The sequence below is a fragment of the Hymenobacter cheonanensis genome, from assembly GCF_030581075.1.
In the GTDB taxonomy this organism is placed as follows: Bacteria; Bacteroidota; Bacteroidia; order Cytophagales; family Hymenobacteraceae; genus Hymenobacter.
Genome location: NZ_JAUQSW010000018.1, coordinates 1 through 16,073, shown reverse-complemented (window position 1 = coordinate 16,073; position 16,073 = coordinate 1). Strand labels below are relative to the sequence as shown.

10 protein-coding genes are annotated in these 16,073 nt (G+C 51.2%); 1 reads left to right on the top strand and 9 read right to left on the bottom strand.

Features of this window, described 5'->3' with window-relative positions; translation table 11 throughout:
• Nucleotides 1–230: 230 nt before the first annotated feature.
• From Q5H89_RS22430 to Q5H89_RS22390, 9 genes are all read right to left on the bottom strand, one after another.
• The gene (locus tag Q5H89_RS22430; RefSeq protein ID WP_305021573.1) at nucleotides 231–5,249 is read right to left on the bottom strand and encodes a hypothetical protein; all 5,019 of its coding nucleotides are present in this window, start codon (nucleotides 5,247–5,249) and stop codon (nucleotides 231–233) included.
• Between the two features lie 105 nt (nucleotides 5,250–5,354).
• Nucleotides 5,355–9,332: an SIR2 family NAD-dependent protein deacylase gene (locus tag Q5H89_RS22425; protein WP_305021572.1), complete on the bottom strand. Its 3,978-nt coding sequence runs from the start codon at nucleotides 9,330–9,332 to the stop codon at nucleotides 5,355–5,357.
• A 589-nt stretch (nucleotides 9,333–9,921) separates the two neighbouring features.
• Entirely contained in the window at nucleotides 9,922–11,229 is a 1,308-nt protein-coding gene (locus Q5H89_RS22420) for a hypothetical protein (RefSeq protein ID WP_305021571.1), read from the bottom strand.
• Nucleotides 11,226–12,293, bottom strand: coding sequence for a hypothetical protein (locus tag Q5H89_RS22415; RefSeq protein ID WP_305021570.1), 1,068 nt, complete (start codon nucleotides 12,291–12,293; stop codon nucleotides 11,226–11,228). The genes Q5H89_RS22420 and Q5H89_RS22415 overlap by 4 nt, the downstream gene beginning before the upstream one ends.
• Before the next feature lie 225 nt (nucleotides 12,294–12,518).
• Nucleotides 12,519–12,653: an integrase core domain-containing protein gene (locus Q5H89_RS22410; protein WP_369810691.1), complete on the bottom strand. Its 135-nt coding sequence runs from the start codon at nucleotides 12,651–12,653 to the stop codon at nucleotides 12,519–12,521.
• Nucleotides 12,654–12,959: 306 nt separating this feature from the next.
• Entirely contained in the window at nucleotides 12,960–13,535 is a 576-nt protein-coding gene (locus Q5H89_RS22405) for a hypothetical protein (RefSeq protein WP_305021569.1), read from the bottom strand.
• Nucleotides 13,536–13,910: 375 nt separating this feature from the next.
• Entirely contained in the window at nucleotides 13,911–14,255 is a 345-nt protein-coding gene (locus Q5H89_RS22400; protein ID WP_305021568.1) for a hypothetical protein, read from the bottom strand.
• Between the two features lie 429 nt (nucleotides 14,256–14,684).
• Nucleotides 14,685–14,981 carry a hypothetical protein gene (locus Q5H89_RS22395; RefSeq protein ID WP_305021567.1) on the bottom strand — a complete coding sequence of 99 codons (297 nt, stop codon included), beginning with the start codon at nucleotides 14,979–14,981 and terminating at the stop codon, nucleotides 14,685–14,687.
• A complete protein-coding gene (locus tag Q5H89_RS22390) occupies nucleotides 14,981–15,781 on the bottom strand; it encodes a ParA family protein (RefSeq protein ID WP_305021566.1) in 801 nt (266 codons plus the stop codon). Before Q5H89_RS22390 ends, Q5H89_RS22395 begins: the two co-directional genes overlap by 1 nt.
• Nucleotides 15,782–15,786: 5 nt before the next feature.
• Between Q5H89_RS22390 and Q5H89_RS22385 the strand changes: the two genes are divergently transcribed.
• The coding region (locus Q5H89_RS22385) for a hypothetical protein (protein ID WP_305021565.1) at nucleotides 15,787–16,073 on the top strand (287 nt) is incomplete at its 3' end.

Sequence of the window (16,073 nt, the reverse complement as noted above, 5' to 3'; positions counted from 1 at the left end):
ACGTGACTTTGTTACCCGGTTACGTGCCTTTTATAACCGTCTCACGAATCAATGCGTCACTTTGCAGCGGCCTCGTGAGATAATGGGACCCTTACCGTAATTTCTCGCCCCGTTGTAACGAGAACCCCGTATAGAGTGGCTTGCATAATTTATGTGATGAAATTTTACAGGGTGCTTATAATTTATAAGTCAAGCAAGTAACGAATTGAATGGGGCCTGTTCAATTGCTTTTATTTAAAGGTAATTACATCCTCTCGCACTAGGTAAGCACTTGAGGAGCCGAAATCCACCATTGTATCAAGCACCCACAGAAAGCTAGTCAGGTAGTCATCCCGTTGCTTAATAGCCCGCATGTGATGTTGAAATAATCGCTCAACAAAGAGGCTTGCGACCCCTGGATAATACAAGGCAGTCAGTTGCTCGGGGTGGTTCTTGCATATCTCAACCACGAGGGGTAGCGCCTGAGGGAGCATCGTTTTATCGCCCACCGTTGTTAGCACCTTCAGCCAGGAGCGAAGGTGAGTGGGCCCAAACTGTTGGACTGCGCGCTGGTAGTAAGTCTGTCCCGTTTCAAACGGCTTCCAGTGTGTGAAGGCTAGTTCCCACTGAATGTCCAGCAGGGCCAGGGGGGCGAGGGGTAGCGTCGCGGGGGTAATCAGTTGCGAAAGGAGATGCTCCCAGAGCTGCCAGAAGTGCTGCGTTCTGCTCGCTTGCGCAGTAGCGTTGGCTGGCGCTACGCCCAGCAAATCCAACTCAATGATGACCCGAATCAAAATATTTTCAACAAAATTCTGAAACTCATCCGCAGTAGAGAAGCGGCCGACTGGTTGTTGATTCAAGCCATCTAGTAGCATTTCTAATAGCCTTTTCGCCAGGTCAATATCGCTGAAAAGCATAATCTGACCTATGGCCGTCCGGATGCTGAGCAGTTGACTGATGTCAAATTTTCGCTCCTCGTCCTGGTCGCGGGGATAGCTGTGGTGCTTCGACAAGCTCAAGTCGGCTACTAGCAGGTGCATCATCTGGCAGAAGTAGCTAGTGAGCAGGGGCAAGCGCGTAGCCAGCGGAGTCAGTAGAAAGGCGCGTACTAGCAGCTCAGGGTCATAGGCGGGAGGGGAAAGCTGGTCGACGGTCACTACGGGCACGGGGCCTGCTAGCAAAGCTGTCAGTGAGGCCAGCTTTGTTGCTTCGGAGTCAGCCCAGCTGGTCTGGTGGTAGTCGTCAGCCGCCCGCGCCGTGGCGACATGCCGTGCTTGCTCCACCACAATGGCCCACACTGTAGGCAGTAGCTCGGGATACTTAAGGAAGAAAACCTCTCGCAGGTGAGCAAAGAGATGCCGCTGCTTGTGCTCGTACAGCGGCGCGGTTACCGTGCGCAGCAACAGAAGCAAGACCGTTTGCTGCGCCACTGCATTGGGGGCAAATCCGTATAGGAGCGTAAAGCACTGAAACACGTGCTGTTCGTCAAATAAGTTGTTGCGCTCATCAAATGTCACGCGCGTGTCGTGGTCATTCATTGTCTCCAGCTTGAATTCCAGGCAGGAGCGGAGCGTGTTCCAGCACCAGCCGATGTGGTCAGCGTCGAGACTGCCGCTGAAATGCGTTAGCCCGAGCATAGCTAAGCCTACCAGGCGATTGTAGTTGCTGGCTTCCCGGCCGGGACGGGTGTACTCGGTATAAATCTCAAGCCAGGTATCAACTGCCCACGCGGCATTCGGCTTGCCTTCCAGAAAATCCACAATTTGGGCGGCCATGCGCAGCTCCAGGTTTTGGGCCGTGGTATGCGGCTCATGCTTCGTGAGCATGTTTTGCACGGGGGCGTCGTAGGCCGGCTGCATAGTGGCCAGGTTTTGCTCTTTGTCGATGGTTACCTGCCAGGTGCGCAAGTCCATTTCGTTGAGCTGTTTGCGCCAGTAAAGATTAGTCGCGTCGGTAACGGCGGTCTGGTACAGGTCGAGAATGGCTAGAATCTGCGGACTGTATTCGCCCCGGTGAATCAAGTAGTGCGCCACGAAGCTGCCCAGCCCATGGGAGTAGCCCTTTCGGTGCGGGAGCTTGTTGGACTCGGTTCTTTCCCAGCGGGCCAAATGGCTGTCGGTGTCGCCGATACTCAAACCTGATATATACTCTGCATGGGCGCGGCTAGCATCCCATTCGATGAACTCCTGCACGGAAAGTAGCGGCACCCATTGGCCCTCAAATTCTCCGGGCCGGGCCATGGCTGCACTGGCCAGTACTCCCGTCATAGCAACAGATTCAGAGCGGGTCAGCACGTACTCAAACCAATAATTTAACTGCTCGCCAGGTGTCGATTCCAAGAAGAACTTCTCCACGCTCATCAACACGGAGGCCAGCACTGCCGGCACGTATCCCCGCCCCCGGTAAGCGTCCCACAGCGTATGACTGCCATACTGCGTGACCACCGTGCCTTTGACCGTGGTAAAGGTGTGCGTCGTCAATGGCTCTTCCCGGCTTTGCCGATAAGCATGCGTACAGTAGTTCACTAAGTCCACCACGAACGGAACGCCAACCTCGGCCCGGTACTGGAGCAGGTGCCACACGGGAGTATAAAAGATACTCGCGGAATCTAGCGAATGCCCAGAGGCCAGACCGTACTGCTCTTCACGGCCGAGTTGCTCCCGGAAGGAAATGTAGTGGCCCGGCCGCGTTTCGCGGGGCCGGGCCCGCCACTCCTGGTTCAATACTGCTACCACTGTCTCGGGTAGGTAGCGGCATACCTGCGCCGTTGCTAGGCCTGATAGGCAGCGGTCCACTAGCTTCTGGTGCAGGTTAGCCCGGCGGTGACTATGGGCAGTGGTTTCGGGTGCAATTGCGCGTTCGAGAAGCCCCCGCAGCTGGTCGACAGTCAACTCTGCCAGCTCGAAAGCCAGCGTAACTAGGCGGTCGAGATTTTCGCCTTCCGTGGCTATTCGCCAGAGGTTATGGCCTTCCTCGAGCTTTTCGAAGAGGTAATGCACCATACTGGCTGCCGCCGGGGCACCTGCCGGTAGCTCTTCTTGCGGGCTGCCTATTGCGTCTTTCCAGTGGCGCAGCAGGTGGATTGTTTCGAAGGGTATGTGCTCCAGCTGGGCCAAGTGCCGGGCGCAGAAATCCAGCGCCGCCGCCCACCCCGACCCGATGGGCACCACGAGTCCAGTGGCCTTTGCTGCCAGGTAGGTGCGCTGAATGCAAGCAGTGCGGAGCAGACGTAGGCAGCGACCGAGCAGTCGAGCCTCTCCGCTCACCAGCTCACGCTCAAACTGATTGAAAAAGACTTGGGCATTCGACGAGCGGAATACGGCGACGAGGGTCTCATCAAGCCAGTATTTTTCGGGCGAAGCCTCATTGAGCACCTGGCTGAGCAGGGGCAGTACGCTCGCCACGTCTTCCATTATTATCTCCTCCACCCACAGGCGAAAGCCGCGCCGCAGGGCCGGGCTATTGCCAATAGCCGCAAAAAACGTCGTCGCGCCCTGCTCCGGCCGCCATTCGCTCTGAATGAACCGCACCAACGCCAGGTCCTCCAGCACGTCGTGCGTGGGAGAATAGCCGGTTTCGCGGGTGTTCCGAATCTGATACAGCAAATCGTCGCGTACCAAGGCCACCAACGCCGCATCGTCTTGGTCTTCGGCCTCCACGAACATGGCCAGTCGCTGCGCCCGCCGTAGCACAATGGCTTGAAACGCACGTCCGCGCTTTTGGGGCAGGGTTACGTCCCGCTGATTCAGCGCATCTTCGACCACATATTCCCACAGTTGAGCCTTAAAATCACCTAGCGAAGCCGCCGACAAATCATCGGGCGTTTTGCGCAGTAGCGTAACGGCCAAATCTAGGTACTTCAAGCTGCGCAGCAGCTCGCTGAGCTTATCGTTGCCCAGCAGCTGTGGCAGCTGCGGCACCTGCGTGCTTAAGCTGATCAACTCCTCGTTGGAGAGCTGCTGCACGGTGACGCAGCTGCTGTTTTCCAGCCGGTAGCGGTTGATGAGCAGTTCCACAGCGTATTGACGAGCCGTCAGCACCAGTTTGACACCGCTAAAGTCCTTTACCAGCGCGAGCAGCTGGTGAAAGGCATCGTCAGCTGGGCCTTCCAGCAGCTTTTCGGCGCTGTCGATATAGAGCACCTTTTGCGGGAGCAAGGCCCAGCCGGCCAGCAGGCTGGGTAGCTCTTCCTGAATCCCCTGTTGGGCAAAGAACTGACTTAGGGTGGGTACGCTAAATTGCTCCGCCCGAAATGCCCAATACCCACTGCCCGTAACATATTCGGCTAATACGTCCCGCATCAGCGCCGATTTACCCACGCCGGCTCCGCCGGTTACCATGACCACCTGGCTTTGCTCCAGTGCCTCCAGCACGGCTGCTTTGCTTTCCTGACGGGGGAGTGTGACGCCAGCCACTGCGTTTCTAAATACGCTGGTCAAGACCTGGCTGTTGGTGGTCAGTCTCTGCACTGCCTGCCTGATAGGTCGTAGCTGTGTCGACGCAAATCGGCGGTAAAGGGGGCGCGCTGGCAGGTCGGCGATATCAATCCCACCACCGTTATTGTCCAACTGCTCCGCCTCCTCTACTGCTTCCCGCCAGATGGCAAGGGGCGTAATCGTGTCCGGGTTAGGATTAGCCAGGTTAATGAGTTGCAGCAAAAAAGCCTCGTCCACGCTGCCGGTGGATTTCAAGTCATAATCCAGCAGCTCTACACAGCGCAGAAATCGCCACAATTCATCATCATTAATTGCTTGGTTATTTACCTTAGCGAGCACCGTGCGAAATAGCTCCACACGGGCTTGCTTTTGTTGCGATAAGCTAACCTCCTGAAAGAAGGCCGTACTGGAAGAATTGAACCTGGCCCAATTCAGTACAATCTTAATGTGGTTGTGCTCATCCTTAGTTAGATTGCTTTTTACAATGACCAATCGGTCATAGTTGGCGTCAAATAGGCCTGCATCCTGGTAATCCTCCCAAAGCTGCTTTAGGACTTTTTCAAATGCCTCGTTGCTAATGCTAAAAGTTAGGTTGTGCTTAATTTGAAGCAGTAATCGGTGTTGCTGGCCCATTTCCGACTGTGCTGTTACTAGCAGGTCGTCGGTGGCATACCCCAAATCAGTAGTTTGAAAATTCAACTTCACTACTCGTGCATCCGGAATGCACGGCGTTGTTCCACCCGTCAGCAGGCCAATCAGGAATGTCGCCTGAACATGTTGCTCAAAATTGGTGCCTAGGCCTCCAGTGGACGAAACACTGCTGTGATTAGGCATAAAGCGTAAGAAATTAGGTACCTCTTAAGCTCAACGAGCCACAGATGTACAATAATATTAGCCTAGTTTAAAAGGTTTTCATAAACAGAAATGCTTTCGCATGCGCTATTCGGCCTCATCATAGGTAGATAACCTACTGCTTCCTTTTTGCCAAGCTCGCCTAACTTCTGGTAGCGGGTCTTGGGTTGCTAGTTCTTGCCACTCGTCCAGAACTGCTTCTATGCCCGGTACTGGTGTATGCTTATTAAGCGCAGCTAATTGCCCGGCGATATTGGCTGCTTGTTCGCGAATGCGCGGACGTTGGTAGATGCGTTCTTGAGCGGTCAAAGTACGGGCCAGGTTACGCTCAACCCAGGTAGGGGCTTGCGTGGCATCAATTAAAACCCGCAGCGAATCACCAAGCGCCTGAGCCTGTGCGGGCCAAAGAATGTCTGGGGCAGCTGTCAGCAGGTTAGCAGTCCAGCTAGCTACTACTAACAGGTTAGGCAGCTCCGTCATTGACAGACGTACTGCGAATTCATAAAGCAGCGAGTCTGGTGGCGGGGTACCTAGCTTAGCGTGGTAAAATCGGTAGGCCCAGCGGCACACTCCTTCTACACCATCACCTACTAGTTGAGAATCGGAAGGATGTACGAGCGCCAACCGAATGGAAGTTGCTGTAAAATGGAAGGCGTCGTCGGCAGCTGGCAACCGGTCGAGTAGCAGCGGCAATGCACTGCGCCCGCGTAGTTCGAGTTGAAGCATCTTTTGCAACAGCGCATAAACCCGCTCCGTGAGGGGGATATCCTCGATGGGCAGGTTCGGAATGATAGCTTCTCGTAACACCTGACCAGCTTCGTCAAAATTATCCTCGTCGATAGAAAATTGAAACGCTTCCCCTCGCTCGACCTGCCGTAGCTGTCGTAAGCCCGCTTCGCAGCGATAGAGCCAGGCTTCCAGCAGGTCAAATAAAATACGAGCTTCGGTTGGCGTCCACTCAACCCAACTTCTTTTTGGATTTTCTTCTACGGTCAGATTACCTGGCTCCGGCTTAGTAGCACGGGCAATTTCTGTTAAAAACCGTCCGAAGGCCTCTCCCCGTCCAAATTTATCCTCATTTACGTCGGTTACTAGCGCGTCCTGAAATTGCGTTACTCGCCGTAATAGGTCTTGCTTTAAACGAGCTGGTGCATCAACGCCGACCGGTGATGGCACTTGTAGTAAAAAAGAAGCAAACCAGTCATCGAGGTTAGGCAGCGATTCAGGAGTGGCTGTCTGCCAAACTAGTTCGCCATAACGGGCTTGTTCAAGGGGAGTAAGCCAATCCCGTCTGTAGAGACGGTCCAACCGTCTAAGCATTGATTGCCAAATGTTTGAATCAGAGGCAGATACTCGACTCACGCAGAACTGCACAGCAGTTGTCATCTCCTCTGTTTCGGGACGAGTAGGTGGGAGTACGTCGTCGGGAAGCACGTTGAAAGGGCCTGCCGAGAAGCCAGAAGTAGGTGCAGCAGCTATAAGCTGCGTCAAGTGAGTTGCCACTTCTTCGGCCGTCATTACGGCTACTATCCCGCTGGTGAGCTCATTATAGTGCTCTTCTCGCAAGCGTAAGTTGCGGCGACGTAATAGTTCGTATGGCCATTGAGTCCATACTGCTAAAGCCATCTGTACTGCTCGACTGCGCAGTTCTTCAGGTAGCCGGAATACTGTGCGTCCGATAACCAGCATAGCCAGTGCTGCACTTCTTAGGTTACTATTCTCCTTAAAGCCTGGGTGGCGGCCTGAGGAAGCGGAAGGAAATTGCCCTTCAAGCAATTGCAGGGACTGCTCTACCAACGGATGCAACTGCTCCTGACTCAACGATAGCACCGTCGCTTTATCAAGCAGCCGCATCAATAACTCGTCATTAGCAGTCCGTAACACGATGCCAAGAGCCCTGGATGGATAAAGCTCAACTAACCATTTACTGGCGGCACTCAATTCAGTATAGCTGTTGGTTGATAGCCGAAATTGATGGCCACGCACTTCAAAAGAATCTACCACTTCTAGTGCCGGCTGTAGCCAGCTACTCTCAAATCCTCCTCCGCTAGTACGGGTCCGTACCCTATTGCCAGTGTATGAATTAACGCTTTGGTAAATAGTACGTTTAACTTCTGGTATCCCTGCCTTAAGCACATCCTGTAAATGGCTAAGTTCCGTCGCGGCTTCGCAACGGTGGGTTAAATACAATTGGTCACGGTCGCGCTCTTGGCGCGTCGCATTCCACAGGTCTTCGGCTGGCTCTCGCTCATCCTGGCTAAACCAGTGTTCTTGCCGGATTTGAGTCAGCCGGCGGCGAGCATCTGCTTCCACTGCCAGCATATCAAGCCGCACCTTGCCCTTGGGCTGACGCTGAACAGCCGTGTTGAGTGCCAGGGCGGCATAGCGCTCAGCTAAATCCAGTTCTCCAACTTCGGCCCACAGGCCCGCCCGCCGTAATTCCCACACCGGCTCGTCTACTACATCGGGCCAACGTCGCAGCCAGCGGCGGGCACCGTCTTGGTCAAGCTGCTCCAGACGCTGCTGCGCGGCCTGCCAGCACCGCCAGGCGGCATAGCGCGGGTGCACGGCAGCTAGCGGCTCCGTACGGGCCAGTAGCTGCTTAAATGCAGCAGAAGTGAACTCGTAGCGTAAGTGCTTCAGGTAGTAGAAAGCGATAGTCGCCCACTGCTCCCGCAGCGCTGGTGCCTCGGGAATAGCTATGTCGGCTAGCGTAGCGTGGTAGAACTGCTCAGACCTTTCTGAGTCAATTACCATCATGCCACGTTCCATTCGCCAGACTAGTTCAGCCAGCGGTTCAAGTCGCTCAGTACCATGCAGTGTCCGGGCCCAATTTTCGATAGTGTAGCGCCAGGGCTGAGTGCGCTTTTGTAAACTTTCTCGGTTCTCGTGTGGGAGGGCAACCCAGCCGGGATAAACTGCTCGCACCCGCTTCCAGTGAGCAAGCGCTGCCTGAATTTCAGCAGCAGCTTCAGGTGTAAAGCTCGGTTCTTTAGTGACCTTATCAATCACCGGCGGTTGCTTCGGACTCACCCGATCTTCAAAGTCAAATACTTCTTGTGCTACCTCCAGCGGGGGTGGGTTCAGCTTCCGACGTTTACCGGTTACGAGCGTTGGGAAATAAGGCCAATATAATGGTATTTCCTGACCGGCTCCCTCCCCATTGGCCAGCGAATACAGTAGCCAAGCTAACGCATCTTGATTGCGTTGCCGGGCGTTATCCGGGTAGTTAGCCTTAGGAAACAGATAGCCTAAATCGATAGCTGTCACGCCCCGCTCTCGCAGTACTAGGCGTTGGGCAGAGCTAAGGTCGAGTATGCCGCACAGGTACACATGTGGTCGAAGCGTGGCCAACTCATCGCGCACCCAGCCTAGCCAAGACAAAAAATTGGGGTCATCGCCCGAGAAACCTAGCAGGACAAAGTCATTTTCCATCATTGCCTGCTGCACCGTATTGACAAACGGGGCGAAAGCTTTAGGGTAGCGCCGGAAATCCTCCTCCGTAATAATAAAGGGCTTGGAGGCGGGCAAGCTACCATGAAGCTTGACGATGCGCGGCTGGGTGGTGTTAGGCAGGTCCGCCGGATGCACCACTACGTCGTAGTAGCGATTATGCTCACTGGTGGGTGTCCGCTCTAATAACGTATCATAATTAGTTGTGAATACATCAGCCCACGGCAATGACAGCAACGCTTGATGCAGCAGGCCAGGAGTATGGTCTTGGTCAGGTACGCGACTAATAAGTAGGTCATCGAGCGCTGAACGACCAAACGTGGCCTCAAATTCGAGTGCTAGCGTTAGGGAGCCAGAACCACTAACAGCTTGGTCTAAAGCTACCTTTCGCTCTTCTGGCGTCAGGGATGGACGCAGCCGGTCCAATAACAGCCCCGTCAGCTCAAGCCAGAGTGGAAAGGAGGGTGCACCAGCTATCTTGGATTCTGCATTTAGACTGAAACCCGAACCAACCATTACTGCCGCCCGGCCGAGTGGCTGACGGGCCCATAGCCTCTCGCGTAAAAACGTGATATGGTGCAGGTCAGGAAAACTGGCAATCAATGAGTGCATCGGTAGGAAACGAAAAAATAGGATAGCCACGCAATTTACCGAACATACTATTCACCAATTGCAATTCAACGTATTGACAGTGAATTCATGGGTTTGTAAATGCCTTTTGTAGGATTTTAAAAGTATTCCTGTTGGGTAAAGCTGCGTCTTATCAATACTTTCTATGTTCGGTAACGAGTTCGAGAATGGTAAAGCGGCCTCTACCGAAGCCGAGTAAGCGGTCCTACCATACCGTTTGCACCGCCTAAATGGCTACCTGATTCCAGTAAACTAGAGGGCAAACGGCATATAAAAGATGCTAAGCAGGGGTGATTATCTCGTTTCTATTCGACTACAGCCACTTACACTTGTTCTTGGCTGCGCTGAACAGAAGCGGCCTTGAGCGGGGTAGAAAAGCCTAAATGCGCCGTTCTACCCCGCTCAAGGCCGCCCGGAAATATGTTAGCGGATACTACTAAGTAAGCCTACAGGCTATTTCGCATTAATTAACTTATGGCTCACCAAACCGCTATAATAACTTACTCGTTATGATATCACAAAGGCACAATAGCCAATTATCATCCATAGCTAAAGTTATTTTACTTCAAAATTAATCCATTATCTTATCTCTAAAATTTCTTGCTGCATTCATCACGTTATACCTCTTAGCCCTATCAGATTTAATCATCTTTGAAACAGGTGAAAGTATATTGTAAGAATCTAATTTATATTCACTTACTACAGTTAGCCATTCTATCAATGGTTTTGCGTCATAGTAAAGCTTATCAAGTATACGCCTATCAGTGGGCATTATCTTATTTAAGTAATACTCCCATTGTGTAGGTTGAAATAACTGTAAGAATCGATTAACAGCAGGTTGTGCATCTCGTGCTGTTCCATAGCTATTTCCAAGACGAACACAAAGTGCCGCGGTTAAGCAGTCAGCTAACGCCGGCCCAGGTATTGATGACCCTAGTTTAGCCAATGTTTCTACTGGTCCCTTCTCATTATAAAAATTTTCCCATCCATAATGAGCGTTTAACACTGCTCGTGCTGCTGCTCTGAATGTATCAGAACGCAATGTCTCAGGGACATAGTCGAAGCCCTTTACCTTGAGAAGTGCCCTGCGTAAACCAAGAGCTGCAACATTTCTGTCAGATGATACCTGTAGTAGTGCATATGCTTCACCCGTTTGCCACCGATCCACTTCCCGCATTTTGTCCCATAATACAGGAAGAAGTATAGTTACGTTTGTAGATGCTCTTTCTAACAGTGCGCTCTTAGCTATCTTTAGTTGGGCGAGGAGTACTGTAAGAATAGTACGAATGAAAAAATAAGGTGATGAAGCAAGTCGTTCAATTGCGTCGTCATCTTCTTTGATAAGCTCCGACTCAAGTTTTTTACGTAGTCTAACAAAGTGCTTTGGCACATTTTCACTGGGCTGAGCTAGAATATTGACTATACAATTACGCACTATGGAAACTGCCTCATCCCTCGTCATTTCGCTACTCTTAGAAATAGTAGGGTCCAGGAAATGGCCAATTAGCATATGATTGCTTTTTAGCCTGATGGCATCGGTAGTACTGATCATAGCTAATTGTTCGGCCAGATCTATCGCTTCGTCTTCCCTTATATCAGCAACAGGATTAGAGTCCTCATCTAGGTCCGTTCGGCCAAGCATTTCTCCAACGAATGCCATACCAAGGTTGCCAAGTTGCTGTTTCAACGCTATTATAGACTTCGTCCACACGAAAGAAGCAACCATCTCAAAAGCTTCAGCATCTATAGCTTTTATAATAGATTTCTGGTCGTTTTCCGTTAGCAGAGCTGCATATTTAACTACCTCGCGTGGTTCTGCAGTTGGCGTCAGTTCGATCGTGGTATTGGGGTTCCACGGAATTAAGGAATCTTGGCTCATTTTGTGGTTTTTGTTTCGGTGCGGCCGTCTTGTGAACGGAATAAAGCAGCTTGTAACGATTCTCCAATGTAACCCTGAAGAACCTGAAAAGCACGACTCCTTGCCCCTCCAGTTACAGTAGTGTTAGCACCCCCTTCATCTGTACTTTGCTTCTGTACAAATACACGAAAAGCTTTTAGGGAACCGTCAGAGCCAAATAGGGTTATGCCATCGCTCATAATCATGCCACGCAATAGAGCTTCATATGAACGAAGCATCGTAGCTGCAGCTGCATCTTTTTCTTTCAATGCGGTTAACATTGAATCAATTAATGGTATAGGTTCGGGCAATACCACTCCATCGGAAAATTTTGCTTTGTCAATATCGATATTATATTGACATACACCTAATAAAGCCCCATGGGATTCTCTTAGATACAAAGACAAAAGATTTGTTAAGTATTCTGTTGCCTGCTCTTTTTCCTCCCCTTCTACGTCAGTACAGGCAACTCTAGCAAAGTTGTGAATTTGGCCACCCATTGCTTCACCTGAGGCTGGTTCAATGGTCAATGATACCTCCAGCCGGTTTCCTTTACCATTGATAAGCTCAACTGTATTTACGGCACTATTGCGTAATAGCACAATGGGAAGCCCTAAATCAGTTAAGATCCTTTCAGGGCTTGGAGAATAAGTTTCAGCACTTGGCCTAAAAAGTCCATATTCAAATGATCTGTCCCGCCTTATCACATATACACACCAACCATCTATCGCAAGTGGTGCACACTTTTTCAAGGCAACAGATGCCACCTTTTTCTTATATTCTGATGTGTCGTCAACTATTCCAATTTCCACTGGCAGTATACCCGGGGCCAGCACACGCAGCATATTATTACCCTGTTCATGTGGTCCGAAAAGGTATACCTGAGGAAAAAATTGATGATCTTCTTCTCTATAAGAAGATAGTAGTACAACTAGCTCACAAGCAGCTTGAAGGGTATGTCCACATGAGATGGTCCCATCTTGTATGTGGTCAGTAATCATCCCTTGAATGGACTGTCTTATAGTCTCTTGCTTAAAGCTACTCATAACAACATCTTATCGTATGGCTCCCCAGTAATTTAACAAAATACAAGCCGGTGTTAGGAAGGCAAGTTATGTTCATTACTATAAATTTTAACTATGGCTGCACTCTTCTCCGTTAGGTAAGTCATTGGTAGACAGAGGTTAATTTACTTACTTAAATTCGAGTGGCGACATAATTTCAAGGTCTGGTGGGCCGCTTGGTATTGTAGTCGAACATCCAATTATCCACTAGCTGGCGCATATAGGTCGGTGTGCGTCGAGCAGTTTGCGGCGAAACGAGCCATTGAAGCGTCCGATATAGGCGTTTTGGGTCGGCTTGCTTGGCTGAATCCAGTGCAGGACAATGCCTTGCTGCTCACACACTCGTTTAGACGAGCGCTGGTGAACTCAGATCCTTTATCGGTTCGCATTTGCGCGTGACAGCCATGGTATTTGACTAAGTGTGCGCTTCCCTTAAAAGAATGTCACTGTAAGCCAGAGTCTGTCTGCCTCGTGGGTCAGCAAGGTGCACCTTACGGACGCATCGCTTTTCGGCTTCCTTACCCACTTCTACGCACTGGAAACGCACTTACTGCGGACTTTCTGAACCCACTCTCTCAAAAGGGTACTTTCTGAGCCCCTTAACTTCTTCTGCTGTCATGTTAGCTGATTCGTACAGCTAAGCTGTCCTCAGGCTAGTTCCTCCGAAACGATTTCGGTCGTACGGCCTAGACGGTTGGTAACGGCAATCTGAAAGCAGTCAAACCCATTCCGTTGTGCCTCGGCGAATGGCATCCGCCGCCCATTAGGCAGGGTAATATCCCCTTGGCTGTCTACTTCGTCCAGGTAGCCTTCCTCTTCATCCTCATAAGCAATTTGGTAATAGGCCGACAGGATTACACTAAAAGTATCTTCCCCCTCCTGATCTTGGTAAAAGGCCCACATGCCACGCCCTAGCCTCTGGGCATCGACTCCTGCTTCCCCAAACAGAGCTTCGTGTCCATGCTGGCGGCCGTCGAATAAGAGGATCTCTTCCTGTGTTTCCATATCCACCGCTACCACGACGACTGGGCTACCGTTCATCCCCACAATAAGGGCTGCATGCTTGTGGTGTCGCTGGCCGACGTACTGGATGCGAAACCACGTGTTGCCCGTAGTCCCCTGGAGTTTCCTGCGCCACTCAAAAGGGGCAATGCCTTGGGCTGCTTCGAGCGGTGCTATGTGGCTTTGCAGATGGGTAGGCCCAAGTGAAACGCTAGAAGTCATGGCTAGTAGAAGAGCTAGTGCAGGGGCAAAGTAATTCCTCGTTCCAGTAAACTGCTACTTTGGTTTGCAAGAACGCTTGTTCGGTAGTGAGGAAAGAGCGTTCGAAAAACCTCCTTGCATACCAGCCCCAAAAACCGCGTTTTGGGGCATTTGAGGCAGGTCGGAAAGTCATTCGAGAAACAGTAGTGGCTGTTGCAGAACTCGGCAGGACACCTTCAAGCGAGTGCTTGACGAGCCGAATCGACCTAGAAAAGCTGTTAAGCGTGCCTTTTACGCGCGCTTAGCAGCTAGTTCACAAAGTTTCGCAGCCGTCACGAGAGTTCTGCAACAGCCACAGTAGGTCTGCGAACGACCTTGTCTGGGACAATGGCTGGCTCAGTCTACGTTATAATCAAAGCGTCCTTGCGTAATCTGCACCTGGTTACCGGTCTGCCGGTCGGTTGCCACAAACTCAAAGCGGCCGGCCAGTACAGTTGCTTGGCGGTCCAGCCGGGTAATGGTAAGGGTACCCGACCCCGGCGCAGTGGTGACATAGCTGCCGGCGGCAGTTACACATTCTCCCTGGGCAACGCCCTGGCCTGTTTTGGTCCAAGAGATCGGATACGATTTGCCTTCTTCCAGCAGCAGACTATCGGCGCGGATGATGACCAGCGGCGCCTGGGTGTTTTGCTCATCGCTGATCCCGAGGGAGAAGTTGGAGGTAGCGGCCGTCGTCCCCAAACGCAGCGCTAGGCTAGTGCCTGAGCGGCCCCAGGTGTCCCGAGGTACTAAGACCTGCCCGTTCACGAGGCAGCCTGACCGGTTAGCTCCGTCCATGGTTTCCGGTGGCAGTTCTGGGGCCACGTCGTTTTTCTGACACTGGCCGAAAAGCAGCAGCCCGAGCAGTAGACCGGTCGTAACCACAGGGCGGTTCCTTGAACCTAGCATAGTAGTGGGGGTAAGGCAAGGAGGGTAAGCTAATCAGCAGGAGTCAGCAAGCTAAGTAGTGGTTGCACGCAAGGCAGAAGGACAGTCCGTCCAACTTCGCACACCTAGCGGCTAACAAGGTAGCTGCCTTCCAGAAAACGCTCCTTTACTGGACTATTCGGGCGAGTCTACACAAAAAGCCTGTACCAATTTATTAGGCTTAAAGATGAGATTAGCAACTATCTATTCATCATCAGGAATGGCCTTGTCACTTTCTGGCTTACTGTCGAAGAACATTTTCAATGCTGCGTTCACTACGTCTTGCTTCTTACGTTTACCAGGAGCCCAGTATAAGTATTGTTCTAAACGTAAAGCATTAGACTCTGTAATAACTGAGCTAAAAGCGCTGACCTTTTCTTTACCCTCCTTCACTGGGGTAGCTGTAGCTGGTTTATCTGCCTTGCTTACTTTTTTCACGGAGCTAGTGCCGCTAGTTCCAAGTAGCTGATTTATAGCATCGATGTTTTTATTGCTAGCCATTATCGGTTAGAAAAGGAGTTAATTATTGAAGTAGTAAGAGCCGCGTAGTCTTGAGCGGCATTGCTTTGGGGGTCGTACTGAAAAATAGTCTGGGCCTGACCCTGAGATTTTACGATAGCCGAGTCACGTCGAATTGACGGAAGCAAGGCCTCTTCACCGTATTGCATAGCAAGTGCTTGCATGACAATACTATGAGTACTATTTTTTTGCTTAGGGTTGTAGCGAGTTACGGTCACGCCAGCAAATCGCAGTTTTGCATTTAGACCTTCCACTACGCCATCAGCTAGTTCTGTGAGTGTCGATAAACCAGAAAGAGCAAATAGCTCTGGCTCAGTGGCGATGAGGTAGGCATCAGCGGCTACTAAGGCCATTACAGTAAAGGTTTGTAGTGTGGGAGGGCAGTCTAGCACCACGTAGTCATAATCAGATGCAACTGTGGCAAGTGTTTGCGCCAGTCGGTACCGCCACATCTTCTGCTGTGGTATTAGCGATTCATACTGGGCTAGACCGATGGCTGATGGTACTAGGTGTAAACCAGACTCGGTTTCTAATATGATACCGTCGAGCGATTTGTCAATAATGGCATGCCCCACATGCTGTTCGACCTCTGTACTGCGACCTATAAGGTTTTGTGTCAGATTAGCTTGAGGGTCTAAGTCTACCATGAGCACTCGCGCACCGTGTAACTGGTGCAACGCTCCACCAAGGCTTACAGCGGTCGTGGTTTTGCCCACACCGCCCTTGTTATTGGCCACAGCTAGCACCTGCATAGGTAGCTCGCCTTTGAGATTGTGCTTCATGTTTCTTGATAAAGAAGAAAAACTTTGTTCAAAAGTATCACAAGATTACCAAGATTACCAAGATTACCAAGATTACCAAGATTACCAAGATTACCAAGACTATCAAGATTACCAAGATTACCAAGACTACCAATATTACCAAGACTACCAAGGCTACCAAGGCTACCAAGGCTACCAAGGTTACCAAGGCTACCAAGGCTACCAAAGCTACCAAAGCTACCAAGGCTACCAAGGCTACCAAGGCTACCAAGGCTACCAAGGCTACCAAGGCTACCAAGGCTACCAAGGCTAC

What these genes read in the sequence shown, in the direction of transcription:
- Q5H89_RS22430 (WP_305021573.1), bottom strand. Translation starts at nt 5,249, where the DNA reads ATGCCTAATCACAGCAGTGTTTCGTCCACTGGAGGCCTAGGCACCAAT.
- Q5H89_RS22390 (WP_305021566.1), bottom strand. Translation starts at nt 15,781, where the DNA reads ATGAAGCACAATCTCAAAGGCGAGCTACCTATGCAGGTGCTAGCTGTG.
- Q5H89_RS22415 (WP_305021570.1), bottom strand. Translation starts at nt 12,293, where the DNA reads ATGAGTAGCTTTAAGCAAGAGACTATAAGACAGTCCATTCAAGGGATG.
- Q5H89_RS22425 (WP_305021572.1), bottom strand. Translation starts at nt 9,332, where the DNA reads ATGCACTCATTGATTGCCAGTTTTCCTGACCTGCACCATATCACGTTT.
- Q5H89_RS22405 (WP_305021569.1), bottom strand. Translation starts at nt 13,535, where the DNA reads ATGACTTCTAGCGTTTCACTTGGGCCTACCCATCTGCAAAGCCACATA.
- Q5H89_RS22420 (WP_305021571.1), bottom strand. Translation starts at nt 11,229, where the DNA reads ATGAGCCAAGATTCCTTAATTCCGTGGAACCCCAATACCACGATCGAA.
- Q5H89_RS22395 (WP_305021567.1), bottom strand. Translation starts at nt 14,981, where the DNA reads ATGGCTAGCAATAAAAACATCGATGCTATAAATCAGCTACTTGGAACT.